10 protein-coding genes are annotated in these 25,545 nt (G+C 72.9%); 4 read left to right on the top strand and 6 right to left on the bottom strand.

Going from position 1 to position 25,545, the window contains the following annotated elements; all coding sequences use genetic code 11:
• Positions 1-3: 3 nt before the first annotated feature.
• From PV682_RS05990 to PV682_RS06000, 3 genes are all read right to left on the bottom strand, one after another.
• A complete protein-coding gene (locus PV682_RS05990) occupies positions 4-213 on the bottom strand; it encodes a hypothetical protein (RefSeq protein ID WP_319724737.1) in 210 nt (69 codons plus the stop codon).
• Positions 214-355: 142 nt separating this feature from the next.
• Positions 356-883, bottom strand: coding sequence for a hypothetical protein (locus PV682_RS05995; RefSeq protein WP_055724687.1), 528 nt, complete (start codon positions 881-883; stop codon positions 356-358).
• Positions 884-915: 32 nt separating this feature from the next.
• On the bottom strand, positions 916-1,575 hold the full coding sequence (locus PV682_RS06000; protein WP_319724739.1) for a helix-turn-helix domain-containing protein: 660 nt from the start codon (positions 1,573-1,575) through the stop codon (positions 916-918).
• A gap of 279 nt (positions 1,576-1,854) precedes the next feature.
• Here PV682_RS06000 and PV682_RS06005 point away from each other — a divergent pair, with 279 nt between their 5' ends.
• On the top strand, positions 1,855-2,532 hold the full coding sequence (locus PV682_RS06005; protein WP_319724741.1) for an MmyB family transcriptional regulator: 678 nt from the start codon (positions 1,855-1,857) through the stop codon (positions 2,530-2,532).
• Between the two features lie 3 nt (positions 2,533-2,535).
• Here PV682_RS06005 and PV682_RS06010 read toward each other — a convergent pair whose 3' ends face one another.
• Genes PV682_RS06010 through PV682_RS06020 form a run of 3 tightly spaced genes read right to left on the bottom strand, consistent with a single transcriptional unit; the run spans position 2,536 to position 4,690 of the window.
• Positions 2,536-3,474 carry a PDR/VanB family oxidoreductase gene (locus tag PV682_RS06010; RefSeq protein ID WP_319724743.1) on the bottom strand — a complete coding sequence of 313 codons (939 nt, stop codon included), beginning with the start codon at positions 3,472-3,474 and terminating at the stop codon, positions 2,536-2,538.
• Positions 3,471-3,629, bottom strand: coding sequence for a hypothetical protein (locus PV682_RS06015; RefSeq protein WP_319724745.1), 159 nt, complete (start codon positions 3,627-3,629; stop codon positions 3,471-3,473). The genes PV682_RS06010 and PV682_RS06015 overlap by 4 nt, the downstream gene beginning before the upstream one ends.
• Positions 3,626-4,690: an aromatic ring-hydroxylating dioxygenase subunit alpha gene (locus PV682_RS06020; protein WP_319724747.1), complete on the bottom strand. Its 1,065-nt coding sequence runs from the start codon at positions 4,688-4,690 to the stop codon at positions 3,626-3,628. The genes PV682_RS06015 and PV682_RS06020 overlap by 4 nt, the downstream gene beginning before the upstream one ends.
• 458 nt (positions 4,691-5,148) lie before the next feature.
• Here PV682_RS06020 and PV682_RS06025 point away from each other — a divergent pair, with 458 nt between their 5' ends.
• From PV682_RS06025 to PV682_RS06035, 3 genes are all read left to right on the top strand, one after another.
• The gene (locus PV682_RS06025; RefSeq protein WP_319724748.1) at positions 5,149-5,469 is read left to right on the top strand and encodes a DUF5132 domain-containing protein; all 321 of its coding nucleotides are present in this window, start codon (positions 5,149-5,151) and stop codon (positions 5,467-5,469) included.
• Positions 5,470-5,716: 247 nt separating this feature from the next.
• A complete protein-coding gene (locus PV682_RS06030; protein ID WP_319724749.1) occupies positions 5,717-7,969 on the top strand; it encodes an ABC transporter ATP-binding protein in 2,253 nt (750 codons plus the stop codon).
• A 160-nt stretch (positions 7,970-8,129) separates the two neighbouring features.
• Positions 8,130-25,544: a non-ribosomal peptide synthase/polyketide synthase gene (locus PV682_RS06035; protein ID WP_319724750.1), complete on the top strand. Its 17,415-nt coding sequence runs from the start codon at positions 8,130-8,132 to the stop codon at positions 25,542-25,544.
• Position 25,545 lies beyond the last annotated feature (1 nt).

The following is a 25,545-nucleotide window of genomic DNA, read 5'->3' on the forward strand; positions in this document are numbered from 1 at the left end:
ATGTCAGGGACACCACCCCCGTACGAGCTTGAAGAAATCCGCCTCGTTCCCCGTGAGGCCCGCCTGCCGCAATGCCTCCTCCGCCTCCGCGAGCACCGAAGCGGGAACCACCCGCACCTCTCCGTCGTACGCGGCGGCCACGGTGTTGAGGAGCCTCAAGTACGCCTGGACTGCGGCGCGTTCACGGTCGGTCAGTACGGAGGTGGTGGGCATCGGACGGCTCTCCCCTGGTCGGCATCGGCTGGTTGGTCTCGTCGTACCGTCCAGCTTGCCGCCCGCCACTGACAATCGCCCTCAACCCCGTTGCGATGCGCTCCGGTTCACCTGCATAGCGGACGGCATGTTCGGCCGCGCGTCATTTCCCGTCCTGCCGCAGATAGCCGAGCGACGCCTCGATGCGCCCCGCCAGCCGGTCGCGCTGGCCCTTCTCCGGTGTGCCCGCGAGCAGCCCCCGGCAGCGGCTCGCCAGGAGCAGGCCGAAGGTCTCCGCCTCGCGCTCGTCCTCCTCGTCGAAGCGTGTGCGCGCGGCGACCCGGCGGACGGTCTCCTGGAGGTCGGCGCCGTCGTGCAGCAGGCGCGCGGCGACGACGGCGCCCTCGACGGGGTGGCCGTGGTGCCCGGCGGTCATGTGCCACAGCTCGTGTCCGAGGATGACCAGTTGATGATCGGGCGCCGTCCGTTCCTCGATCACGACGAGGTCCTGGTCGGTCATGTCCAGCCACAGCCCGCTCGCCGTACCGACCGGGAACGCGGCCGTACGGAAGTGCACGGGACGGCCCCGCCGGCGGCTCATCGCCGCGCACAGGCCGGCGTACACGTCCTCGGGCGCCGCAGGTGTGTCGAGGGCCAGACCGGCGACGAGTTCGCCGCACAGCCGCCGCATCCGCCTGCTCATGCCCACCGCCCTCCAGGGGTTCACGACTCGGGTCGCTTGACGCTCTCCAGCAGCATGTCCAGCCACTCGGCGACCTTGTCGCGGTGCTGGTCGGTGGGGAGTTGGGCGGCGCGCCAGGCGATCCCGCGCACACCGTGGTCCTGGAGGAGCTTCTCCAGCGGGTCCGGCTCCGAGGCGGCCTCGCGTTCGGCCTCGCGCGCGGCGAGCTGCTGGAGGAGCTCCTGTTCGGTGTGGAGCAGGACGCTGGCGAGCGCCTCGGGGTCCTCGGCGGTCAGGAAGCCCGCGTGGACGCGGAAGAACCGCTGGATCGCGTCGCAGTGCTCCATCGTGGGCCGCCGGTCGCCGTTGATCAGCGCGCCCGCCTGCTGCCGGGACATGCCCGCGCCGTCCGCGATCTCCTGCTGCGTGTACTTGCGCCCGCCCGGCTTGAGGCGGGTGCGCCGCAGCAGCCCGAGCCGCTGGAGGAAGCGGGCCTGTACGTCGGGCTCGCCCGCCGGGCGCCCGCTCAGCAGCGCCTTGACGACGGGCTCGGGCACCCCGGACGACACCGAGAGGCGGGGGACGTCGAAGACCTGCGCGTGCGGCACGCCGAGCCGGCCGGCGAGCGCGGTGACCCGGGCGACGAGCGCCGACAGCGAAGCCGTCGCCGGGTCGCCAGCAGCCTCGTAGCCATCCGTCACGGAACAGGTCTCCTACATCTCTCGCGAACGCCCCGCGGCCCGACCGGCCGAAACCGCCTCCTCCGCACCGACGGTCACACTCATCCATACCGGCAGTCACGGTCAACTGCCCGGAGGGTAACCGGTTTTTCGAACTCACATCCAGGTCTCGCCACAACTGTGGCCAATTTCAGCCGTCAACCACCGCCGAATGCCACGATAGTTGACATGACGAGTGCGGGGGCCGCAGGATCGGGGCGCCGCGAGACGGCCGCATCAGGCAAGAGGGGTGACCTCCCGATGGCATACAGGGCAGGTGGGCAGCGGTCCGTACCGCCGTCCCGCCCCGAAGGGCCCGAGGCCCACGCATACCTCCAGGACTACGCCGCGCTGCTGGACGCGGTCTCCTTCCCGTCCGTCGTGCTCGACCGGCGCTGGGGCGCGGTCATCGCGAACACCGCTTTCCGGACACTTTTCCGCGAGGTCGGCCCGCACCCCACCGCCATGCCCGACGACAACTTCCTGCGCTTCGTCCTCTTCCACCCCGACGCCTCGCTCGTCCTCGGCGACCACGAGTCGCGCTGGTGCCTGCCGATGCTCGCGCAGTTCGCCGCGGCCCTGGAACGCGACGGCGACGACCGCGAACTCCAGTCCGTACGGCGGGAGATCGCGCAGGACCCGATCATGGAGGCCGCCTACCGGCACGGCCTGCCGCGCTGGATCCGCGAGGTCGGCCCCGCCGGCCTCGCCCTCGACGGCGCCGTCCGCCCCCTCCTGCACCCCGACCCGCGCTGGGGCGCCACCGACTGCCGCGTCGTCACGGAGACGACCAAGTCCCTTCAGGACATGGGGTGTACGCGGCTGACGCTGGTCCTGCGGGAACCGCCGCGGGCACGGCACGCGGGGCGCCGGAGCGGGGCGTGGGCGGGGCGCAGGGGGGCGAGCCACCTCACGGTGGTGCCGGCGCCGGAGGCCTGAGTCTCACAGGTCCAGTGTCAGCCGTTCCCCTTTGCACCTCGACACGCAGATCATCATCGTCTCCCCGGCTTCCTGCTCCTCCGCCGTCAGTACCGAGTCCCGGTGGTCCACGACCCCGTCCAGAACGTCGGTCTCACACGTCCCGCACGTCCCTTCCGTGCACGAGTACAGGACCTCGACCCCGGCCGCCCGCACCGCGTCCAGCACCGAGACGTCCGCCCCGACCGTGACCGTGCGCCCGCTGCGCTCCAGGACGACCTCGAACTCGTGTGCCTCATGGGCTTTCTGGGATCGCGGCTGGAACCGCTCGACGTGCAGCACCCCCGAGGGGCACCGGCTCTCCACCGCGTCGAGCAACGGCCCGGGACCGCAGCAGTAGACGAGCGTGTCCCCGGGCAACTCGTCCAGCACCGGCCCGAGTTCGAGCAGCGCCCCGGTCTCGTCCTGCGGCGCGACGCTCACCCGGTCGCCGTAGCGCAGGAGTTGGTCCGTGAACGCCATCGACCGCCGCGACCGTCCGCCGTACAGCAGCGTCCACTCCGCGCCCGACGCCTCGGCGGCGGCCAGCATCGGCAGCAGCGGGGTGATGCCGATGCCCCCGGCGACGAAGCGGTAGCGGGCGGCGGGCAGGAGGGGGAAGTTGTTGCGGGGGCCGCGCGCCCGGACCTTGTCGCCGGGCGCCAACTCCTCGTGCACATAGGCCGATCCGCCTCTGCCGGCCGCCTCTCTGAGCACCGCGATCCGCCACTCGTGCCGGTCCGCCGGGTCACCGCAGAGCGAGTACTGCCGCTCCAGGCCGGGCGCTAGGAGGAGGTCGACGTGGGCGCCGGGCTCCCAGGCGGGCAGGGGGTCGCCGAGGGGGTGGCGCAGGGACAGCAGGCGTACGCCCTCGGCAACCGTGTCGATCTGATGGACGGTCAGTTCACCGTCGTAGGCGGTCACTCGGCCTCCCGCGTCTCGTGGCCACGCGGGTGCGCCAGCATCCACTCCCACATCTCCACCGGGTCCTGCGCGGTGTGCTCGCGTCCGCAGTGGCAGGTGCCGTGCAGGACGTCCGTGCCGGGGAGCCAGGCGATGCGGTAGACCTCGCCGGTCACAGGGCCCGCTCCACGGGCTTGTCGCCCTCCTCGACCAGACGCGCGAGGATACGGCGCGCGGCGAGACCGCCGGTGTCGATGTTGATGCTCAGCTCCTGGTAGCCGTCGCGCTCCGAACCCAGCGTGCGCTGAAGGAGGTTGAGGGCGTCGACGTCCTGCATGACGACCGTGTGGTTGTTGCCGCGCAGGAACTCGGTGACCTCCTCGTCGTCCGTCGCCCAGTCCCGCGACACCATCCAGAAGTCGTACACCCTGCCGTCGCCGGACGGGGTGATCGCGTACGTGATCTCCGTGTGGAAGCCGTGCGGATCGCTGCCGTCCGCCTCGGGCACCACCCCGGCCGGGGCGATGCGGCTGTGCAGCAGGTACAGGCACGGCGCGTGGTACTCGATGTCCTGCCAGCGTGTGATCCGGCCCTCGATGCCGGTCGAACGGGCGTAGAACGGGGGGCACTCGGCGTCGTCCATGTGCCGGCTGACCCGGACGACCCCGGCGCCCTCGTCGACCTCGGTGGTGATCGGCGTCTCGGCGACCTCGGGGGTGCCGATGTAGCCGCCGTGCAGATACGTCTCGTGCGACAGGTCGAGGAGGTTGTCGACGAGCAGGCCGTAGTCGGCGTCTATCGCCTCCATGCCGCGTACGGTCGTCCAGCCCGGCGCGTCGAGGTGGCGGGCGCGCGGGATCGCCGCCGGGTCCGCGAGCGCCGGGTCCCCGATCCACACCCAGATCAGGGAGTCCTGCTCGACCACCGGGTACGCGGCGACGCGCGCCGTGCGCGGGACGCGTTTCTGGCCCGGCACGTACACGCACGTACCCGTCGTGTCGTACGTGAAGCCGTGGTAGCCGCACACGATCCGGTCGCCGTCCAGGCCGCTCGCCGAGAGCGGGTAACGCCGGTGCACGCAGCGGTCGTGCAGGGCGACCGGGGTGCCGTCGGCCTCCGTGCGGTACACGACGATCGGCTCGCCCAGGACGGTGCGGCCGAGCAGTTCGCGGCCCACCTCGTGGCTGTAGGCCATGACGTACCACTGGTTCCTGGCGAAGGCGGTGATGTGCGGCATGGGGGTTCCCGTCTCTCGGTCCTGCCGCCATCGTCTTGAGGTGCGTGGGGGTGGTGCAACGGGACTTCCGCCTCGCGGAAGGATCGCTGGTGCGGGGTGTGTGCGGGGTGCGTGCTGGGGGTGGGGAATTCCGGTTGGCCGAAAAGGGCGGACGCGGTCCGTTAATTCGTGGGGAGAGGTGGGGGGTGAGGGCGCTCGTTCCGGGAGGTGTGAGCGGTCGGTGCGCGGTGAACCGCTATTCGGGGGCTGGCCGAAAACTCCGGCGGTGTGACACGTTCGGGTGAAGGTGTGCGAACGGGCCGGGGGCCATACGGAGTACCTCGGATAGGCTTCCTTCGTCGCTGCCGCGTGTGGTGTGAAACGAACCGGGTGAGACAGGTGAGAAAGCCGGTCCGCATTTCCCGCGACAATCGCCGTCATATTCCACGATCCCCCACCCCGGAAAGGGAAACCGAGTCATGCCTCCCGTAGTTCCCCCGTTCCTGATCGGTCTCATCGCCGCACCTCTGGCCAAGCGAATCGTCACACCTCTGATGAAGGGGCTCGTGAAGACCTCGGTCGGGCTCGTCCTGGAGGTGAAGCGCGCCGCCCACGAGGCGACCGAGGGGCTCCACGACCTCGCGGCCGAGGTGACCGCCGAGGTGATGGCCGCCCAGCTCGCGACCGGCGGGGCACCGGCCGCCGCGCCCGCCCCCGCCTCCGTCGCCGCCGACACCGGCGCCGCGAAGACCGCCGCACCCAAGGGTCGGCCCGCCGGCGGGGCCGGCAAGACCCACTGAGAACACGCACCCGGAATTCGTCGCACGACAGCCGCCCGGCGCGCGGTGTCGCAGAGAGCATGGGAACCAGCTGGACATGGCACTACTGGTGGGGGCGGCGGCCGTCGGACGGCCGGTCCGGAGCGATGTGAGAATGCGCTCGAACGTGCCGGGGCGGCAGCGGTGGAGCGTTCCGCAGACGGTCGGGAGACCGGATTTCGCGGAATCTCTGGCGGATGTGCTGCGGGGGGTCAGGGGAATCAGGTCGGTGCGGGTCAATTCCGTCACCGGGAGCGTTCTCGTGCTGCATGCGGCGAGCGTCACGGGTACGGACGTCGGGGAGTTGTTGCGGCGAATTCTCGGACGGTTATCGGCCGCTCCCGTGGCGGAAATCAGCGCGCGTACGGAAACCGTGGCGCCCGGGACGGAAACCCTGGCGCCCGGGCCCGCGCCGACGGCCGCTGAACCCGCGCCCGGCACCCTCCGCGCCGCCCTCGCCGTCACCGGGGGCGTCGCGGGGGCCGCGGGGCTCGCGCTCGGGGGCGGGAAGCTGCTGCGCAGGCCGCTCGTCGCGCTGGGGGCGGTCGCCGGGGCCACGGTCGTCGTCGTGCGGCGGGCCATGGCTCGGGCGGGTGCGGTGGGGGACGCGGCAGGGGGCGCGGGCGCGGTCGGAGATGCCGCGGCAGGCGGCGCGGGTGCTGTCGAAGGGGTTGCGGCGGGCGGCGCGGGGGTGGTTGAGGGTGCCGGGGTCCGGCGGTCCCCTCTCCGGGCCCTGCTCGACCTCGTCGGCCCCCATCGGTCCAAGCTCGCCCTCGCCACCGGGCTCTCCGCCGTCTGCCAACTCGCCGAGGTCGCCTGCGGGTTGTTCCTCGGGTGGGTCGCGCTGGTACTCATCAAGGGGTCCTGCCCGCCGCTCCTCGCCCTCGGGATCACCGGCGCCACCGCCCAGTTGTGGTTCCTCTCCGGCGCGGCGGCCGTCGCCTGCGCCGCCGTCGCCGTCCTGTCGTACGCCGCGAACACCCAGTGGCGCGGGCTCGGGCAGGCCGTCCAGCAGGACTGGCGCGACTCCACCTACGCCCACGTACAGCGCCTGGAACTCGGCCAGTTGGAGGGCGAGCGCACCACCCGGATCGCCGGGGTCCTCACCGACGAGGTCGCTGAGCTCGGCGGGTTCTTCGCGACCTGCGCCAATGACGCCGTCCAACTCGGCACCAGCTTCCTCGTGCTGGTGCCCGCGTTCCTGATCCTCGCCCCGCAGATCGCGTGGATCGCGTTCCTGCCGATGCCGGTCGTCGCCTGGCTGTCGTTCCGCCACCAGGGCCGGGTGGCCGACGACTACGCCGTCTCCAGCGAGCACCGGGCCGAACTGCACAGCCAGTTGGTCAACAGCCTCCAGGCGAGCGCCACCGTCAAGAGCTTCTGCACCGAGGAGTACGAGGCCGCCCGCCTCGACGAGCTCGGCGAGAAGTACCGGCTCAGCAACCGCCGTACCGACCGGCACACCGTCCGCCACGGAGAGACGGTCCGCGCGACGACGACCGCCTCCATGGTCGGCATGCTTCTCCTCGGCGGCCGGTCCGTCCTCGACGGGGACCTGCCCTTCGAGGTGTTCAGCCCCCTCATCGGCCTGCCCCAGCAGGTCCTGTTCCGCCTCACCCGGCTCGGCACGATCGTCGACCAGTACCAGCGCACCCTCACCGCCTACGACCGCGTCCAGCACCTGCGCGCCCTGCCGGCCGAACCCGGCGGCAAGGACGAGGAGTTGGACCGTACGACCGTCCAAGGGGCCATCTCCCTCAAGGACGTCACCTTCGCCTACCCCGGACGACCGCCCGTCCTGGAGAACTTCTCCCTCGACATCGCGCCCGGCGGCGTCACCGGCATCGTCGGCGCCACCGGCTCGGGCAAGACCACCGTCGCCCGGCTCCTCATGCGCTTCCAGGACGCGGCCGAGGGCCAAGTCCTGCTGGACGGGCGGGACATCCGCGACCTCGACCGCCACGACCTGCGCCGCGCCGTCGGGTTCGTCGCCCAGGACCCCTTCCTCTTCGACGGCACCATCGCCGACAACATCCGCTACGGCACCTTCGACGCGAGCGACGAGGACGTCGAGCGCGCCGCCCGCGCCGCCGAGGCCCACTCCTTCGTCGACACCCTGCCCGACCGCTACGACACCCGCATCGGCGAACGCGGCGCCGCCCTCTCCGGCGGTCAGCGCCAGCGCATCGCCCTCGCCCGCGCGATCCTCAAGGACTCGCCGGTCGTCATCCTCGACGAGGCGACCTCCGCCGTCGACAACGAGACCGAGGCGGCGATCCAGCGCGCGCTGCGGTCGTTCGCACAGGGGCGGACGCTGGTCGTCATCGCCCACCGGCTGTCCACGATCCGGGGCGCCGACCGCATCCACGTCCTCGACAAGGGCGGGGTGGTGGCGGAGGAGGGAACCCACGCGGAGCTGCTCGAACGGGGTGGGCTGTACGCGTCGCTGTGGAGCTTGCAGTCGGGGGAACGGGCCGCGTAGGCAGCGGGGTTCGGGGACGCCGGGGGCAAGTCCGGGGCTGTCCTCGGCCTGTTCCTGCCCTCTCCTGCCTCCTCGGCGGCAACTCAAGTAACCGTTTTCACTCCTCTTTCTCCCTGTAGTCCCCCCTTTTTTCTCCCGCACCACTTCCGGAGGTACTCCCATGTCTGCCCGCGACGGCGCCGCTCTTCCCGCGACCGCGGCCCAGCGCGAGATCTGGCTCGCCGAACAGCGCACGCCCGGCGTGCTCCCGGTGTACCGCGTCGGCGAGTACCTGGAGATCGACGGCCCCGTCGACCCGGACCTGTTCGCGACGGCGCTGCGGCAGGCCGTGGCCGAGTACGACGGCCTGCGCGCCGTGTTCGGCGACGGCCCCGAAGGGCCACGCCAGACCCTCCGGCAGACCCAGGCCCCGGACCTCGCCCGCCTCGACCTCGACTCCATCGACGAGGCCGTGAGGTGGATGCACGCGGACCGGCTGCGCCCCCTCGACCCGGCCCGCGACCCCCTCCACTCGCACGCCCTGATCCGCCTCGCCGACGACCACTGGCTCTGGTACCACGCCTACCACCACCTGGTCACCGACGGCGTCGGCCTCGTCCTCCTGGCCGAGCGCGCAGCCGCCGTCTACACGGCCCTGGCCTGCGGCGATACGGTGGACCCGGCGCCGTTCCCGACCCTGCGCGAGGCTGTCGACGCGGACGCCGAGTACCGCGCCTCAGCCCGTTGCGCGGCGGACCGCGCGCACTGGGCCGACCACCTCGCCGGCCTCCCCGAACCGGCGCACCTCGGCAGCCCGACGACCGACCCCACGGTCCGCCCCCGCGTCGTCCCGCTCCCCCTGGACGGAAACCCGCTGCAAGCGGTTGCACAACGCACCGGCGCCCGCGCCTCCCGCACGCTGATCGCGGCCACGGCCCTGCACGTACACCGGCTCACCGGCGCCCGTGATCTCCTGATCGGCCTCCCCGTCACCGGCCGTTCCCGGTCGGACCGCGTCCTCGCCGCCTTCCCCGGCCTCGTCTCCAACGTCGTCCCCCTGCGCCTTACGGTCCATCCCGGCCGGACCTGGCAGGCACTCCTCGACGACGTGGACCGCGAGGTGTGGTCGGCGCTGCGGCACCAGCGCTACCGGGGCGAGGACATCCACCGCGACCTCGGCCTGGCCGGAACGCCGGGGTCGGCGTGGCCGGTGGTCGTCAACTACCGCGCCTTCTCCCGGTCGTTGGACTTCGCCGGGCACCCGGCGGCCGTCCGCGACCTCTCCGAGGGCGGGGCGACGGACCTCGCGGTGTGGGGGGTGGACCGGCAGGACGGCCAGGGGCCGCGGGTCTCGCTCCAGACCGGCGCCGACCGGTGGGAGGAGGCCGAACACGCCGCCCAGGCGCGGGCGTTGGCGGGGCTGCTGGGGAGCCTGGCGGAGACGGACGGGGGGCAACTCCTGGGGCGGGTGCCGTTCTTGAGGGCGGGCGGGTATTCCTCCGTGGCGGCCCTTGCCCCGGGTGCGGTCTCGCCGGAGCGGGTGGCCTTCGAGGAGCCGGGTGGGAAGTCTGGTGGGAAGTCGCCCCTGCGCTCTGGAGTCCCGGCCCCGGAAACCCCCGACCTGACCGCTCTCTTCGAGCACCAAGCCGCCGCCACCCCGGACGCCCTGGCCGTCGTAGCCCCCGAAACCACCCTCACCTACGCCGAGTTGGACGCCCGGGCCAACCGCATCGCCCACCTCCTCCTCGCCCGCGGCGCCGCCCCCGAACGCCTCGTCGCCCTGGCCCTGCCCCGCTCGGCGGACCTGGTCGCCGCGATCCTCGCGACCCTCAAGACCGGCGCGGGGTACGTCCCCCTGGACCCCGACCACCCCACGGCCCGCCTCGCCGAACTCCTCGACGACACCGGCCCCGTGACGGTCCTCACCGACGAGGCGACCCGCGACCGCCTGCCCACCGGAACACCGACGACCCTCCTGGGTACCGGACTTGACGACCAGTCACCGACGGCCCCCCGGCGCACGGTCGACCCCCTCCACCCCGCGTACGTCATCCACACCTCGGGCTCCACCGGCCGCCCCAAGGGCGTACTGGCCACCCGCGGCGCCCTGGCGAACCTGATCCATCACCAACACGCCACCCTCTACCCCGAGAACACCCCGGCCCTCCGCGTCCCCCTCACCACCTCGGTGACCTTCGACGCCTCCTGGGACCAGCTCGGCTGCCTCTTCGCCGGCCACACCCTGCACGTCCTGGACCGAGCCACCTGGGCCGACCCCACCGCCTTCGTCGCCCACCTCCGCACCCACCGCCTCGACCTGGTCAACGCCACCCCGACCTACCTGCGCGCCCTCCTCGACCACGGCCTCCTGGACCCGGCCCACCACCGCCCGTCCCTCGTCATCGCGGGCGGCGAGGCTCTCCCGCCGGGCCTGTGGGACGAGTTGAGGAACGCGGACGGCGTCCGCTGCCTCAACTTCTACGGCCCCACCGAGTGCACGGTCGACGCCCTCACCGCCCCGATCGAGGCCCCCCGCCCCACCCTCGGCCTCCCCCTCCCCGGCGTACGCGCCCACGTCCTGGACACCGCCCTCCACCCCCTCCCCGACGGCCTCCCCGGCGAGCTGTACCTCTCCGGCGAAGCCCTCGCACGCGGCTACCTCGACCAACCGGAGGCGACAGCGGCCCACTTCGTGGCCGACCCCTTCGGCGCCCCCGGCACCCGCATGTACCGCACGGGCGACCTCGTACGCCGCTCCCCGGACGGCACCCTCACCTACCTCGGCCGCACCGACACCCAGCTGAAGATCCGCGGCTACCGCATCGAACCCGGCGAGATCGAAGCCAAACTGACGGACCGTCAGGACATCGCGGAAGCCACGGTCGTCACCCGCGACGACAAGCTCGTCGCGTACGTCGTCCCCGCACCCGGCGCCACCGCCGCCCCGCAGGCCCTCCGCGACCACCTGCGCGCCCGCCTCCCCGACCACATGGTCCCGGCGGCGATCGTCGCCCTGGCCGCCCTCCCGCTGACCGCGAACGGCAAACTCGACCGCGCCGCCCTCCCCGCCCCCGACCGGGCGACGGCCACCCCGGCCGGCCGCCCCCCGCGCACAGCCCGCGAAGAACTCCTGTGCACGCTGGTCGCCGACGTCCTCGGCATCCGCCAAGTCGCCCCGGACGACGACTTCTTCGCCCTCGGCGGGCACTCCCTCCTCGCGATGCGCCTGCTGGCGCGCATCCGCTCGGCGTTCGACGTCGACCTCAGGCTCGCCGACCTCTTCGACGCCCCCACCCCGGCCGGCCTCGCCCGCGCGGTCGACTCCGGCGAGCACCGCACCCGCCCCGCCCTCACTCCGTACGAGCGCCCCGACGCGGTCCCCCTCTCGTCGGCCCAGCGCCGGCTCTGGTTCCTCCAGCGCATGGAGGGCACCGGCTCGACCTACCACATCCCCCTCGCCCTCACTCTGACCGGCGACCTCGACCGAACGGCCCTGGAGCAGGCCCTCGTCGACGTCGCCACCCGGCACGAGAGCCTGCGGACCGTCTTCCCCGACGAACGCGGCGTGCCCTGCCAACGGGTCCTCGACAACCCCGGGATCCCGCTGACGGTGTCGACCGCCGACGCATCCGACCTGCCGGCCCGCATGCTCGCGTCCGCCCGCCGCACCTTCGACCTCGCCACCGAACTCCCCTTCCGCGCCGAGCTGTTCCAGACGACGGCTACCGACCACACCCTGCTCCTGGTCCTGCATCACATCGTCGGCGACGGCTGGTCCGTCGGCGCCCTCGCCCAGGACGTCACCCGCGCCTACGCCGCCCGCCGCGAAGGCCGGACCCCCGACTGGCCCCGACTCCCGGTCCAGTACGCCGACTACACCCTCTGGCAACGCGACCTGCTGGGCGAGGCCACCGACCCGGACAGCCTCTCCGCACACCAACTCGCCTACTGGACCGGCCAACTGGCCGGACTCCCCGAACAGCTCCAACTCCCCTTCGACCGCCCCCGCCCCGCCGCCACGACCTACCGGGGCGAACAGCTCCCGCTGACCATCGACCCCGAACTGCACGAAGAACTCCGCGAGTTGGCCCGACGCCACGGAACGACCCTCTTCATGGTCCTCCAGGCATCCCTGGCCACCCTCCTCGCCAAGCTCGCCGCCGGACACGACATCCCCATCGGCACCCCCGTCGCCGGCCGCACCGACGAGGCGGCCGACGACCTGATCGGCTTCTTCGTCAACACCCTCGTCCTGCGCACCGACCTGACCGGCGACCCCACCTTCGCCGAACTCCTCGCCCGCGTACGGAAGTCGGCGCTGGCCGCCTACGCCCACCAGGACCTCCCCTTCGAGCACCTCGTCGAGGAGCTCAACCCCACCCGCACCCTCGCCCACCACCCCCTCTTCCAGACCATGCTGGCCCTCCAGAACGCCCCCCTCGGCGCGTTCGACCTCCCCGGCCTGCACGCCACCGCCGACCTGGTCCCCACCCGCACCGCGAAGTGCGACCTCACCTTCAACCTCACCGAACACCCCACCGGCCCCCTCACCGGCACCGTCGAATACAGCACCGACCTCTTCGACCCCGGCACCGTCCGCAGCATCACCGACCGCTGGCTACGGCTCCTGCGCACGGTCGCCACCGACGCCGCAGTCCGCCTGAGCGAGGTCGACGTCCTGTCGCCCGAGGAACGCGCCGCACTCCTGCCCGTGCCGGTGTCTGGTCACGTGACCCCGGCCGACGACCTCGTGTCCGTCTTCGAGGCCCAGGCACGGGACCATGCCGACGCGGTGGCCGTCGTCGCGGGCGCTGACCGCGTGACGTACGGCGAACTCAACGCCCGTGCCAACCGCTTGGCCCACTGGCTGATCGAACAGAGCGTCGGGGCGGAAGACTTCGTCGCCCTCGCCCTGCCCCGCTCGGCGGACCTCGTCGTCGCGATCCTGGGCGTCCTCAAGTCCGGCGCCGCCTATCTGCCGGTGGACCCCGAATACCCGGCCCAGCGACGCGAGTTCATGATCGAGGACGCCCAACCCGTCCTGATGCTGGACGACTTGGGTGTGGTGGGGGAGGGGTATCCCGACACGGACCCGGGTGTGCGGATCTCGCCGGATCATCCGGCGTATGTGATCTATACGTCGGGCTCGACCGGCCGTCCTAAGGGTGTGGTGGTTCCGCATGGCAACGTGGTGCGGTTGTTCCGTGCTACGGATCAGTGGTTCGGGTTCGGTCCGGACGATGTGTGGACGTTGTTCCATTCGTACGCGTTCGACTTCTCGGTCTGGGAGCTGTGGGGACCGCTCTTGCACGGTGGCCGGCTGGTGGTCGTGGACTATCACGTCTCGCGCAACCCTGTCGCGTTCGCAGCCCTGTTGGCGGACGAAGGTGTGACGGTCCTCAACCAGACCCCGTCGGCCTTCTACCAGCTGCCTTCCGACGCTTCCGGCCTCTCTCTGCGGTATGTGATCTTCGGCGGTGAGGCCCTGGAGCCCGCCCGTCTGGCGGACTGGTACGCCCACCACGCGGACGACGCTCCGGTGCTCGTCAACATGTACGGCATCACCGAGACGACCGTGCACGTCACCTACGAGGCCCTCGACGCCGCCTCCGCCGCGCAGCCGTCCAGCGTCATCGGCACCGCGATCCCGGACCTGCGGACGTACGTCCTGAACCGGCATCTGAAGCTCGTTCCGCCCGGCGTCGTGGGGGAGTTGTACGTGGCCGGGGCCGGGCTCGCCCGGGGGTATCTGAACCGGCCCGGGCTGAGCGCGGAGCGTTTCGTCGCCGACCCCTTCGCCGGGTCCGGCACGCGGATGTACCGCACCGGTGACCTGGTCCGGCGACGGGCGGACGGGGTGCTGGAGTACGCGGGACGCGCTGACGACCAGGTCAAAGTCCGGGGATTCCGGATCGAGTTGGGCGAGATCGAGGCGGCGCTCGCCGTGCATCCCGAGGTCGCGCAGGTCGCCGTGCTCGCCCGGCAGGACCGCGCCGACGACACGCGTCTCGTCGCGTACGTCGTGGGTGACGCGCCTGCGGACGACCTCCGTGCCCACCTGCGCGGGCGCCTCCCCGAGCACATGGTCCCGGCCGCGTTCGTCCGCCTGGACGCCCTGCCGCTGACCGTCAACGGCAAGCTCGACCGCGCCGCCCTGCCCGCGCCCGACCTCACGCCGACGGAGTCGGGCCGCGCGCCGCGCACCGCGCGCGAACAGCTCCTGTGCGACCTGTTCGCGGAGGTGCTCGGCGTCGACCGAGTCGGCCTGGACGACGACTTCTTCGACCTCGGCGGCCACTCCCTGCTGGCCACCCGGCTCGTCGCCCGGGTCCGCGCAGCGCTCGGCGTGGAACTCGAACTGCGGGCGCTCTTCGAGTCCCCGTCCGTCGCCGGGGTCGCCGCGAGTCTCGGTACGGCGGGCGAGGCCCGCCCGGCGCTCGTCCCGGCCGCCCGGCCGCAGCGCCTGCCCCTGTCGTCGGCCCAGCGCCGACTGTGGTTCCTGCACCGGCTGGACGGCGGCAGCGCGGCGTACCACATCCCGCTGGCCTGGCGCCTGACCGGCCCGCTCGACCGCCCCGCCCTGGAAGCGGCCCTCGCCGACCTGACGGCCCGTCACGAGAGCCTGCGTACCGTGTTCCCGGACGTGGACGGCGTCCCGTACCAGCACGTCCTGCCCGAACACCGCCCCTGCCTCCCGGTCACCGAAGGCGTGGACCTCGCCGCCTCCCTGGCCCGCCCCTTCGACCTGGCGACCCAACCGCCCCTGCGCGCGGACCTGTTCACCGACGGGCCCGGCGTCCACGTCCTCCTCGTCACCGTCCACCACATCGCGGGCGACGGCTGGTCCCTCGGCCCGATCAACCGCGACCTCGCGGCGGCGTACACGGCGCGCTGCGCCGGCCGGGCCCCCGACTGGGCCGAACTGCCCGTGCAGTACGGCGACTACACGCTCTGGCAGCAGCAACTCCTCGGTGACGCCGGGGACTCGGAGAGCCTTTTCGCCCGCCAGGCCGCCTACTGGACGCGGACCCTCGCCGGGCTCCCCGATCAGATCCACCTCCCCACCGACCGGCCCAGGCCCGCCACGCCCACCTTCCGAGGGGGCCAGATCCGCGTCGAGCTGGACGCCGGCCTGCACGCCGGGCTCCTCGACCTCGGCCGCCGTCAGGGCGCGAGCCTGTTCATGGTGCTCCAGGCCGGGCTCGCCGCCCTGCTGACCAAGCTCGGCGCGGGCGACGACATCCCCGTCGGCAGCCTCATCGCGGGCCGCACCGACCAGGCGCTGGACGACCTGGTGGGCTTCTTCGTCAACACCCTGGTCCTGCGCACCGACACGTCGGGCGACCCGACGTTCACCCAACTCCTGGGCCGAGTCCGGGAGTCGGCCCTCGCCGCCTACGACCATCAGGAGCTGCCGTTCGAGCACCTGGTCGAGGCCCTCAACCCGGCGCGCTCACTGGCCCGGCAGCCACTGTTCCAAGTCCTGCTGGCGCTCCAGAACGTACCCGGCGGGACGTTCGAACTCCCGGGCGTACAGGCCGAGATCGTGCCGGTGCACGCGCCCACGGCCATGTTCGACCTGTCGTTCCACCTGCTGGAGCGGGAAGGCGCGGGCGTCCACGGGTACGTGGAGTTCGCGGCCGACCTGTTCGACAGGGACACGGTGGAACGGCTCCTGGCGCGCTGGGTCCGGGTGCTGCAAGCGGCCGCCGCCGAACCGGAGTCGACCCTGAGCCGGTTCGACGTCCTGCTCGACGACGAATGCCCGCGTGAAGCGGCCGTCCAGTACCGGGAGTTCGTCCCGCTGCCCGCCCTCTTCACCCACCGCGCCACCGAACTCCCCGACGCCCCGGCCCTCGTCTTCGAGGACACCACCCTCACCTACGCCGACCTCGAAACCAGCGCCAACCGCCTCGCCCACTCCCTGACTTCACGCGGCATCGGCCCCGAGGACATCGTCGCGATCTCCCTGCCGCGAGGCGTCGAAGCGGTCGTCGCGACCCTCGCCGTCCTGAAGGCGGGCGCCGCCTACCTCCCCGTCGACCCCGAATACCCCGCCGCCCGCCGTGAGTTCATGCTCGCCGACGCCCGCCCGGCCCTCGTCCTCGACGACCCGGCCGCCGTCGACCCCGGCCCCGGCCACCCCGGCACCGCGCCCGAGGTGCCGTACGCCGCGCAGCACCCGGCGTACGTGATCTACACCTCCGGCTCGACCGGCCGCCCCAAGGCGGTCGTCATGCCCGCCGAGGCGCTCGCGAACCTCCTGCACTGGCACCACGCCACCCTCGGCGGCCAACCCGGCACGCGTGTCGCGCAGTTCACCGCCGCGGGCTTCGACGTCGCCGTCCAGGAGACCCTGTCCGCGCTGCTGTACGGCAAGACGCTGGTCGTGCCCACGGACGACGAACGGCGCAGCGCCGAACGGTTCGTGGACTGGCTGGAGCGGCACCGGGTCGAGGAGCTGTACGCCCCGACCCTGATGCTGGAGGCGGTCGCGCAGGCGGCCGAGGAGCAGGGCAGGGGCCTTCCGGACCTGCGGCTGATCGTGCAGGCCGGCGAGGCCATGCGGGTCGGCGCTCTGCGCGCCTTCCGGGACCGGCGGCTCCACAACCACTACGGCCCGGCGGAAACGCACGTCGTGACCGCCTACGCACTGCCCGCCGGACACGACACCCACCCCGTGCCGATCGGCCGCCCGATCGACCAAGTCCGCGTCCACGTCCTGGACTCGGCCCTGCGCCCGGTCCCGCCGGGCGTCCCCGGCGAGCTGTACCTGTCCGGCACCTGCCTGGCCCGCGGCTACCTCAACAGGCCCGCCCTGACGGCGGATCGGTTCGTCGCAGACCCGTACGGCCCGCCCGGCGCCCGCATGTACCGCACCGGAGACCTCGCCCGCCGCCGCACCGACGGCGAGCTGGAGTTCCTCGGCCGCGCCGACCAGCAGGTCAAGGTACGGGGCTTCCGCATCGAACCCGGCGAGGTCGAGGCCGCCCTCACCGCGTACCCCGGAGTGTCCCGGGCGGCGGTCCTCGTCCGTGACGACCGCCTCGTCGCCTACGTCGTCCCCGCCACCGTCCCCGCCGCACTCCTCCTCGCCCATCTCCGCGACAGGCTCCCGGACTTCATGGTCCCCTCGGCCGTACTCGCCCTGGACGCCCTCCCGTTGACGCCCAACGGCAAACTCGACCGCGCCGCCCTGCCGGCACCCGCCCCAGAGGCGACGGGCCGCGCCCCGCGCAGCGCACGCGAACAGCTGCTGTGCGACCTCTTCACCGAGGTGCTCGGCGTCGACCGAGTCGGCCCGGACGACGACTTCTTCGCGCTCGGCGGCCACTCGCTGCTCGCCACCCGCCTGATCTCCCGCATCCGCGCCACCCTCGGCGTCGAACCCGAACTCCGCACCCTCTTCGAGGCCCCCACCCCGGCCGCCCTCGCCGCCCGCCTCGGTGACGCGGACACGGCACGCCCCGCCCTCACCCGCCAACTCCGCCCCGCCGTCCTGCCGTTGTCGTTCGCCCAGCGCCGCCTGTGGTTCCTGCACCGCATGGAGGGCCCGAGCGCCACCTACGCCATGCCGCTCGCCCTGCGCCTGACCGGCCCCCTAGACCGGGAGGCACTCGGCCTCGCCCTCAGCGATGTGACGGACCGTCATGAAAGCCTGCGGACGGTCTTCCCGGACGTGGACGGCGTACCCCACCAGCACATCCTGGCGGACACCCACCCGATCCTGACCGTCACCGGCACCGACGAGGCCGGCCTCCCCGAGGCCCTGGCCCGCGCCGCGCGCCACGGATTCGACCTGGCCGCCGACATCCCCCTGCGCGCCGAACTGTTCACCCTCGCGCCCGAAGAACACGTCCTGCTGCTCCTCCTGCACCACATCGCGGGCGACGGCTGGTCGCTGCGGCCCCTCTCCCGCGACCTCGCGACGGCCTACGCGGCCCGCACCCGGGGCGAGACGCCCGGCTGGGCCCAACTCCCCGTCCAGTACGCCGACTACACGCTCTGGCAGCGCGACCTCCTCGGCGAGGAGTCCGACGCCACGAGCGCCTTCGCCGGACAGACCGCCTACTGGCGCGAGGCACTCGCGAACCTCCCCGAACAGCTCCACCTCCCCACCGACCGCCCCCGCCCGGCGGACACCACCCACCGAGGCGGCCTCCTCACAGCCACCGTCGACGCCGAACTCCACGACGCCCTCCACGAGTTGGCCCGCCGCAACGGCGCGAGCCTGTTCATGGTGCTCCAGGCCGGTCTCGCCGCGCTGTTCACGCGGCTGGGCGCGGGCACGGACATCGCGGTGGGCAGTCCGGTCGCGGGCCGTACGGACCAGGCGCTGGACGACCTGGTGGGCTTCTTCGTCAACACCCTCGTCCTGCGCACCGACACGTCCGGCGACCCCTCGTTCGAGGAACTGGTCCGGCGCGTCCGCGAGACGTCCCTGTCGGCGTACGCCCACCAGGACCTGCCGTTCGAGAACCTCGTCGAGGAGCTGAACCCGGTCCGCTCCCTCTCCCATCACCCGCTGTTCCAGGTGATGTTCGCCCTCCAGAACGCCCCCATGGGCACCTTCGACCTGCCCGGCCTGCGCGTCACCCCGCTGACCGTGCCGACCGGCACCGCCAAGTTCGACCTCGGCTTCAACCTGTACGAGCGCCCCGAGGGCGGCATCTCCGGAGCCGTCGAGTACGCCACCGACCTCTACGACCCCGACACGGTCACCGACCTCGTCGACCGCTGGACCCGCCTGCTGCGAGCGGGAGTCGACAATCCCGCCCGTCCCATCGGCCGCGCCGACCTCCTCACCGCCGACGAACGCAGCCGCCTGCTGGAGCCCGCCGCCGACAGCGCCATCCCCGCGGAGCCCCTCCCGACCGCCTTCGCCCGCCAGGTACGCACGACCCCCGACGCCGTCGCGCTGGTCGCGGGGGAGCGGGAGCTGTCCTACGCCGAACTCGACGCCCGCGCCAACCGGTTCGCGCACCACCTGATCCAACAGGGCGTCGGCCCCGAGGACTTGGTGGCGCTCAAGCTGCCCCGGTCCGTCGAACTCGTCATCGGCATCCTCGGCGTCCTCAAGGCGGGCGCGGCCTACCTGCCCGTCGACCCGGCGTACCCCGAGGCGCGGATCGCGTTCATGCTGGACGACGCGCGGCCGGCGGTCGTCGTCGACTCCCCGGAAGCCGTCACGGCAACCGGGCACCCCGACACGACACCCCCGATCCGCGTCCTGCCGCAGCACCCGGCCTACGTCATCTACACCTCGGGCTCGACCGGCCGCCCCAAGGGCGTCGTCGTCAGCCACGCCGGGCTCGCCCACCTGGTCGCGGGCCAGGTCGAGCGGTTCGCCATCGACGCGGACAGCCGCGTCCTCCAGTTCGCCTCACCCAGCTTCGACGCGTCCGTGTCCGAGCTGTACACGGCCCTGCTGACCGGCGCGGCCCTCGTCCTGCCGCCCCCCGGCAACCCGCTCCCGGCGCTCACCGAGCTCGACGTGACCCACGTGACGGTCCCGCCGTCCGTACTGGTCGCGCTGGAAGGGGAGCTGACGGCTTCGACGCTGGTCGTCGCGGGCGAGGCGTGCTCGCCGGAACTCGTCGCGAAGTGGGCTCCCGGCCGCCGGATGATCAACGCCTACGGCCCGACCGAGACGACCGTCTGCGCGACGATGAGCGACCCGCTCACCCCGACCGGCCAACTCCCGCCCATCGGACGCCCGATCACCGGCGCCCGCGTGTACGTCCTGGACGCCGGCCTCCAGCCGGTCCCGCCCGGAGTGCCCGGCGAACTGTACGTGTCCGGCGCCGGGTTGGCGCGCGGCTACCTCAACAGGCCCGCCCTGACGGCGGCTCGGTTCGTCGCCGACCCGTACGGGCCTCCCGGCGCCCGCATGTACCGCACGGGCGACCTCGTCCGCTGGACGCGCGGCGGCGAGCTGGAGTTCGCCGGACGCGCCGACGACCAGGTCAAGGTGCGCGGCTTCCGCATCGAACCCGCCGAGGTCGAGGCCCAGTTGACCGAGCACCCGGCCGTCGCGCACAGCGTCGTGACGGTACGGGACGACCGCCTGATCGCCTACGTCGTCCCGGCCACCGCCCACCGTGACCACGAACTGGACATCGTGGAGACCTGGCGGGAGACCTACGACGCCCTCCCCGTGACCGCGGCGCAGACCGCGTTCGGTGAGAACTTCACCGGCTGGAACAGCAGTTACGACGGCCGGCCGATCCCCGAGGCGCAGATGCGGGAGTGGCGGGACGCCACCGTCGACCGTATCCGCGCCCTCGCCCCCCGCCGCATCCTGGAGGTCGGCGCCGGAACCGGCCTGCTGCTGGCGAAACTCGCGCCCGACTGCGAGACCTACTGGGCGACCGACTTCTCGGCGACCGCGATCGGCGTCCTCACCGAACACGTCCGCCACCAGCCGGAGTTGACCGGCAAGGTGGTCCTGCGCACCCAGCCCGCGCACGACGTGACCGGGCTGCCCGAGGGCGAGTTCGACACGATCGTCGTCAACTCGGTGATCCAGTACTTCCCGAGCGGCGCGTATCTCCGCGACGTCGTCGGCAAGCTGACGGGTCTCCTCGCGCCCGGCGGCGCCCTGTTCCTCGGAGACGTCCGCAACCTGCGGCTGCTGCGGCCGTTCCTCACCGCCGTGCACGGGCAGGACCCGGACGCCGTGGACCAAGCGGTGCGGCGGGAGGAGGAACTTCTCGTCGACCCGGACTGGTTCACCGCGCCGGACCTGCGCCTGGACGCCTCGATCGAGGTCCGCCGGGGCCGCCACCACAACGAACTCACCCGCCACCGCTACGACGTCACCCTCCGCAGGCCGACCGGGACCGCGCCCCTTCAGGTCACCCAACTTGCCTGGGGTCAGGACGTGTTCACCCTGGACCAGGCGCTCGCGGCGGCCGACGCGACCCCGGCCCTGCGGATCACGGGCGTGCCCAACACGCGGCTGGCCACCGAGGCCGGACGCGATCCGCAAGGCGCGCCGGACCCCGACGAGTGGTACACGTGCGGGCGCCGCGCGTACGTGACCTGGTCGCCCGACGGCCCCGACCTCCTCGACGTCTGTCTCATCGCCGAGAGCCACCGGACACTTCAAGGCCACCCCACCCTCTATCGACCCGCCCCCGAGTCGAGCACCCCCCTCACCAACTCCCCCCGCGCCACCGGCAATCTCCCCGCCACCCTCCGCGCCCACGCCCGCGAGCGGCTGCCCGAGCACCTCGTCCCGTCGGTGTTCGTCGTCCTCGACGACCTCCCGCGCACGGCCAGCGGCAAGCTCGACCGCGCCGCCCTCCCCGCCCCCGAGGCGGACCGCACGACCACGGGCCGCGCACCCCGCACGCCCCAGGAGGAGCTGCTGGCCGACCTGTTCGGCGAGCTGCTGAACACCGGACGCGTCGGCGTCGACGACAACTTCTTCGACCTCGGCGGCCATTCACTCCTCGCGACCCGCCTCGCCTCCCGCGTCCGCGCGACCCTCGGCGTCGAACTCGACGTCCGGGCCCTGTTCGAGGCGCCCACCCCGGCCGCCCTCGCCGCCCGCCTCGACCGGGCCGGCACCGCGAGGCCCGCGCTGACCAGGGCCGAACGGCCCGAGCGGGTACCGCTGTCGTTCGCCCAGCGCCGCCTGTGGTTCCTGCACCGCATGGAGGGCCCGAGCGCCACCTACAACATGCCGCTCGCCCTGCGCCTCACCGGCCACCTCGACCGCGCGGCCCTGGAGGCGGCCCTCGGTGATGTGACGGGCCGTCACGAGAGCCTGCGGACGGTGTTCCCGGACGTCGGCGGCGTGCCCCACCAGCACATCCTGGCCCCCGCCCGCCCCACCCTGTCCGTCCTCGACGCCGACGAGGAGCGGCTCCCCGGACTCCTCGCCGAGGCCGCCGGGCACGGCTTCGACCTCGCCGGTGAACCGCCCCTGCGCGCCCACCTGTTCAAGCTCGGCGCCGAAACGCACGTCCTGCTCGTCGTCGTCCACCACATCGCGGGCGACGGCTGGTCCATGGGCCCGCTCTCCCGCGACCTGGCGAGCGCGTACGCCGCCCGCTGCCGGGGAGAGGCGCCGGACTGGGCCGAACTCCCCGTCCAGTACGCCGACTACACGCTCTGGCAGCGGGAGCTGCTCGGCGAGGCCGACGACACGGACAGCCGCCTCGCCGGACAACTCGCCTACTGGAAGCAGGCGTTGGCAGGCATCCCGGACCGGACCCCGCTGCCCGCCGACCGGCCCCGGCCCGCCACCGCGTCCCAGCGCGGCGCCCAGCTCGCGCTGCACCTGGACGCCGAACTCCACGGCAGGCTGCGCGAGATGTGCGCCCAGCACGGCGCCAGCATGTTCATGGTGCTGCAAGCGGGCCTGGCCGCCCTCCTCACCCGGCTCGGCGCCGGTGAGGACGTGCCGGTCGGCAGCCCGGTCGCCGGGCGCACCGACGAGGCCCTCGACGACCTCGTCGGGTTCTTCGTCAACACCCTCGTCCTGCGCACCGACACGTCCGGCGACCCGACGTTCGCCGAACTGCTGGGCCGGGTCCGGGAGACCGCCCTGTCGGCCTACGCCCACCAGGACGTGCCGTTCGAGCACCTCGTGGAGGTCGTCAACCCGGCCCGCTCCCTCGCCCACCACCCGCTGTTCCAGGTGATGCTGGCGCTCCAGAACGCCCCCACGGGCGAGTTCACGCTCCCCGGACTCACCCTCGGCCACGAGTCCGTCCCCACCGGGACCGCCCGCTGCGACCTCACGTTCAGCCTCGCCGAGCGGTACACCGAGGACGGGCGGCCGGACGGGCTGGTCGGCGCGGTCGAGTACGCCACCGACCTGTTCGACCCCGGGACGGTCGGCACACTCGTCAGCCGGTGGGTGCGGTTCCTCGACATCGCCTCCCGGAACGCCGGCGTGACGATCGGTCAGGTCGATGTCCTGGACGACGAGGAACGCCGGCACCTCCTCGCCGTCGCCACCGGCACCGAACTCGCCCCCGTCCGCCCCCTCACCGACCTGTTCGCCGGGCAGGTGCTGGCCACCCCCGACGCCGTCGCCGTCGAACAGGGCGGCACCACCTGGTCGTACCGGCAGCTCGACGAGCGGTCGAACCGGCTCGCGCACGCCCTCGCCGGGCAGGGAGTCGGGGCGGAGACGGCCGTCGCCGTCCTCATGGAACGGTCGGCGGACCTCGTCGTCGCACTCCTCGGGATCCTCAAGTCGGGCGGTACGTATGTGCCGTTGGACCCCGGGTTCCCGCCCGCGCGCGTCGACCTCGTCGTCCGGGAGACCGGCGCGGCGCTCGTCCTCACGGAGGACGTCCTCACCGCGCTGATCCAGGCCGAGGCCCGGACCGAGGCGCCCGAGGTGACGTGCCGGGCGGACCAGGCGGCGTACGTGATGTACACGTCCGGATCGACCGGGCGGCCCAAGGGAGTCGTCGTCACGCACGGCGACGTCGCCGGGCTCGCGCAGGCGCCCTGCTTCGCCGGGGACGCCCATCGCCGGGTGCTGCTGCACGCGCCGGTCGCGTTCGACGCCTCGACGTACGAACTGTGGGTACCGCTGCTGAACGGCGGCACGGTCGTCGTCGCTCCCCAAGGCCGGTTGGACGTCCGGGAGTTGGGGCAGGCCATCGGTGACGGCCGGGTGACCGGGCTGTGGCTCACCGCCGGGCTGTTCCGGCTCCTCGCCGAGGAGGAGCCGGAGGCGCTGGCCGGGGTGCGGGAGGTGTGGACCGGCGGCGACGTCGTGTCCGCCGCCGCGGTCGCCCGCGTCATGGCGGCCTGCCCCGGTCTGCGGGTCGTCGACGGGTACGGCCCCACCGAGACGACCACCTTCGCCGCCCACCACGTCATGGACACGGAACCCGACCCGGCCCGCCCGGTCCCGCTCGGCCGCCCCATGGCCGGGATGCGGGCGTACGTCCTCGACAACCGCCTGCGGCCGACACCCCCCGGCGTCGTGGGCGACGTGTACCTCTCAGGTACGGGGGTGGCGCGGGGCTACCTCGGCCAGCCCGCCCGCACCGCCGAACGCTTCCTCCCCGACCCCTACGGCCCGCCCGGCGCCCGCATGTACCGCACCGGCGACCTCGCCCGCTGGACGCGCGGCGGCGAGCTGGAATTCGCCGGACGCGCCGACGCCCAGGTCAAGGTACGCGGCTTCCGCGTGGAGCCCGGCGAGGTCGAGGCCGCCCTCACGGCCTGCCCCGCAGTGGCCCAGGCGGCGGTCGTCGTGCGGGAGGACCGGGAGGGGGACAAGCGGCTCGTCGCGTACCTCGTACCTGAGAGGGACGGGGTGTACGGCGCTCCGGCGACGGCTGAGGGCGGTACGGGGGGTGAGGTGCTACCCGTAGCTCCCGAGGCGGACCCGGCGTGCGACCCCCGCCTGAGCCCCGCCACCCTCACCGCTCACCTCCGCCGCCACCTCCCCCCGTACCTCATCCCCTCGGCGTACATCCCCCTCCCCACCCTCCCCCTCACCCCCAACGGCAAGCTCGACCACGCCGCCCTCCCCGCCCCCGGCCACACCCCGTCCACCACCCCCCACCGAGGCCCCCGCACCCCGCAGGAACAGGTCCTCTGCGACCTCTTCGCGGAAGCCCTAGGCGTCGAGCGGATCGGCATCGAGGACAGCTTCTTCGACCTCGGCGGCCACTCGCTGCTCGCGGCCCGCCTCGTCGCGAGGGTCAGGGACACCCTGGGCGTCGAGATCGGCCTGCGGACCCTGTTCCAGGCCCCGACCGTCGCCGAGCTGTCCGGCAGGCTGGCGCTCCAGGACGCGGACGGCTCGCTGGACGTCGTCCTGCCGCTGCGGCCCACCGGCACCGGCACACCCCTGTTCTGCGTGCACCCCGGCGGCGGCGTGAGCTGGTGCTACAGCGGACTGCTCAGCCACGTCGACCCCGACCACCCCGTGTACGCCATCCAGGCGCGCAGCCTCGCCCGGGACGAACCCAGGCCGGGCAGCTACCAGGAGATGGCCGCCGACTACGTGGAGCAGATCCGCAAGATCCAGCCGGAGGGCCCCTACCTGCTCCTCGGCTGGTCGGCCGGCGGACTCATCGCGCACGCGGTCGCCACCGAACTCGGGCGCCTCGGCCAGCGCACGGCGTTGCTCGCGATCCTCGACGCCTACCCGGTCGTCGACCTCACCTTCGACGAGGCGCCGGTCCCGGCCGAACGCGACGTCCTGGTCGGCATGTTGGACTGCGACCCCGGCGAACTCCCGGACGGCGACCTCACCTACGACGAGGTGATGACGGTCCTCAGGCAGCGCGGCAGCGCGCTCGCCAGCCTTGAGCGCCGCCACCTCGAAGCGATCGTCGCCGTGATGATCAACAACGCGAGCCTCGCCCTCACCTTCGAACCGGCCGTGTTCCAGGGCGAGATGCTCCTGTTCAACTCCACGATCGACCGCGAGCAGGACTCCCCGGGAGCCGACGTGTGGCAGCCGTACGTCGACGGCCCGATCACCTCGTACGACATCACCGCACGCCACGACCGCATGACCCAGCCGGGCGCACTCGCCCAACTCGGCCCCGTGCTCGCCGCACGCATCGCCGAACTCACCAACTCCACCGACACAGAGGAGATCTGAC

Source organism: Streptomyces niveiscabiei (assembly GCF_033794345.1).
In the GTDB taxonomy this organism is placed as follows: domain Bacteria; phylum Actinomycetota; class Actinomycetes; order Streptomycetales; family Streptomycetaceae; genus Streptomyces; species Streptomyces niveiscabiei.

What these genes read in the sequence shown, in the direction of transcription:
- PV682_RS05995 (WP_055724687.1), bottom strand. Translation starts at nt 883, where the DNA reads ATGCGGCGGCTGTGCGGCGAACTCGTCGCCGGTCTGGCCCTCGACACA.
- PV682_RS05990 (WP_319724737.1), bottom strand. Translation starts at nt 213, where the DNA reads ATGCCCACCACCTCCGTACTGACCGACCGTGAACGCGCCGCAGTCCAG.
- PV682_RS06035 (WP_319724750.1), top strand. Translation starts at nt 8,130, where the DNA reads ATGTCTGCCCGCGACGGCGCCGCTCTTCCCGCGACCGCGGCCCAGCGC.
- PV682_RS06020 (WP_319724747.1), bottom strand. Translation starts at nt 4,690, where the DNA reads ATGCCGCACATCACCGCCTTCGCCAGGAACCAGTGGTACGTCATGGCC.
- PV682_RS06005 (WP_319724741.1), top strand. Translation starts at nt 1,855, where the DNA reads ATGGCATACAGGGCAGGTGGGCAGCGGTCCGTACCGCCGTCCCGCCCC.
- PV682_RS06025 (WP_319724748.1), top strand. Translation starts at nt 5,149, where the DNA reads ATGCCTCCCGTAGTTCCCCCGTTCCTGATCGGTCTCATCGCCGCACCT.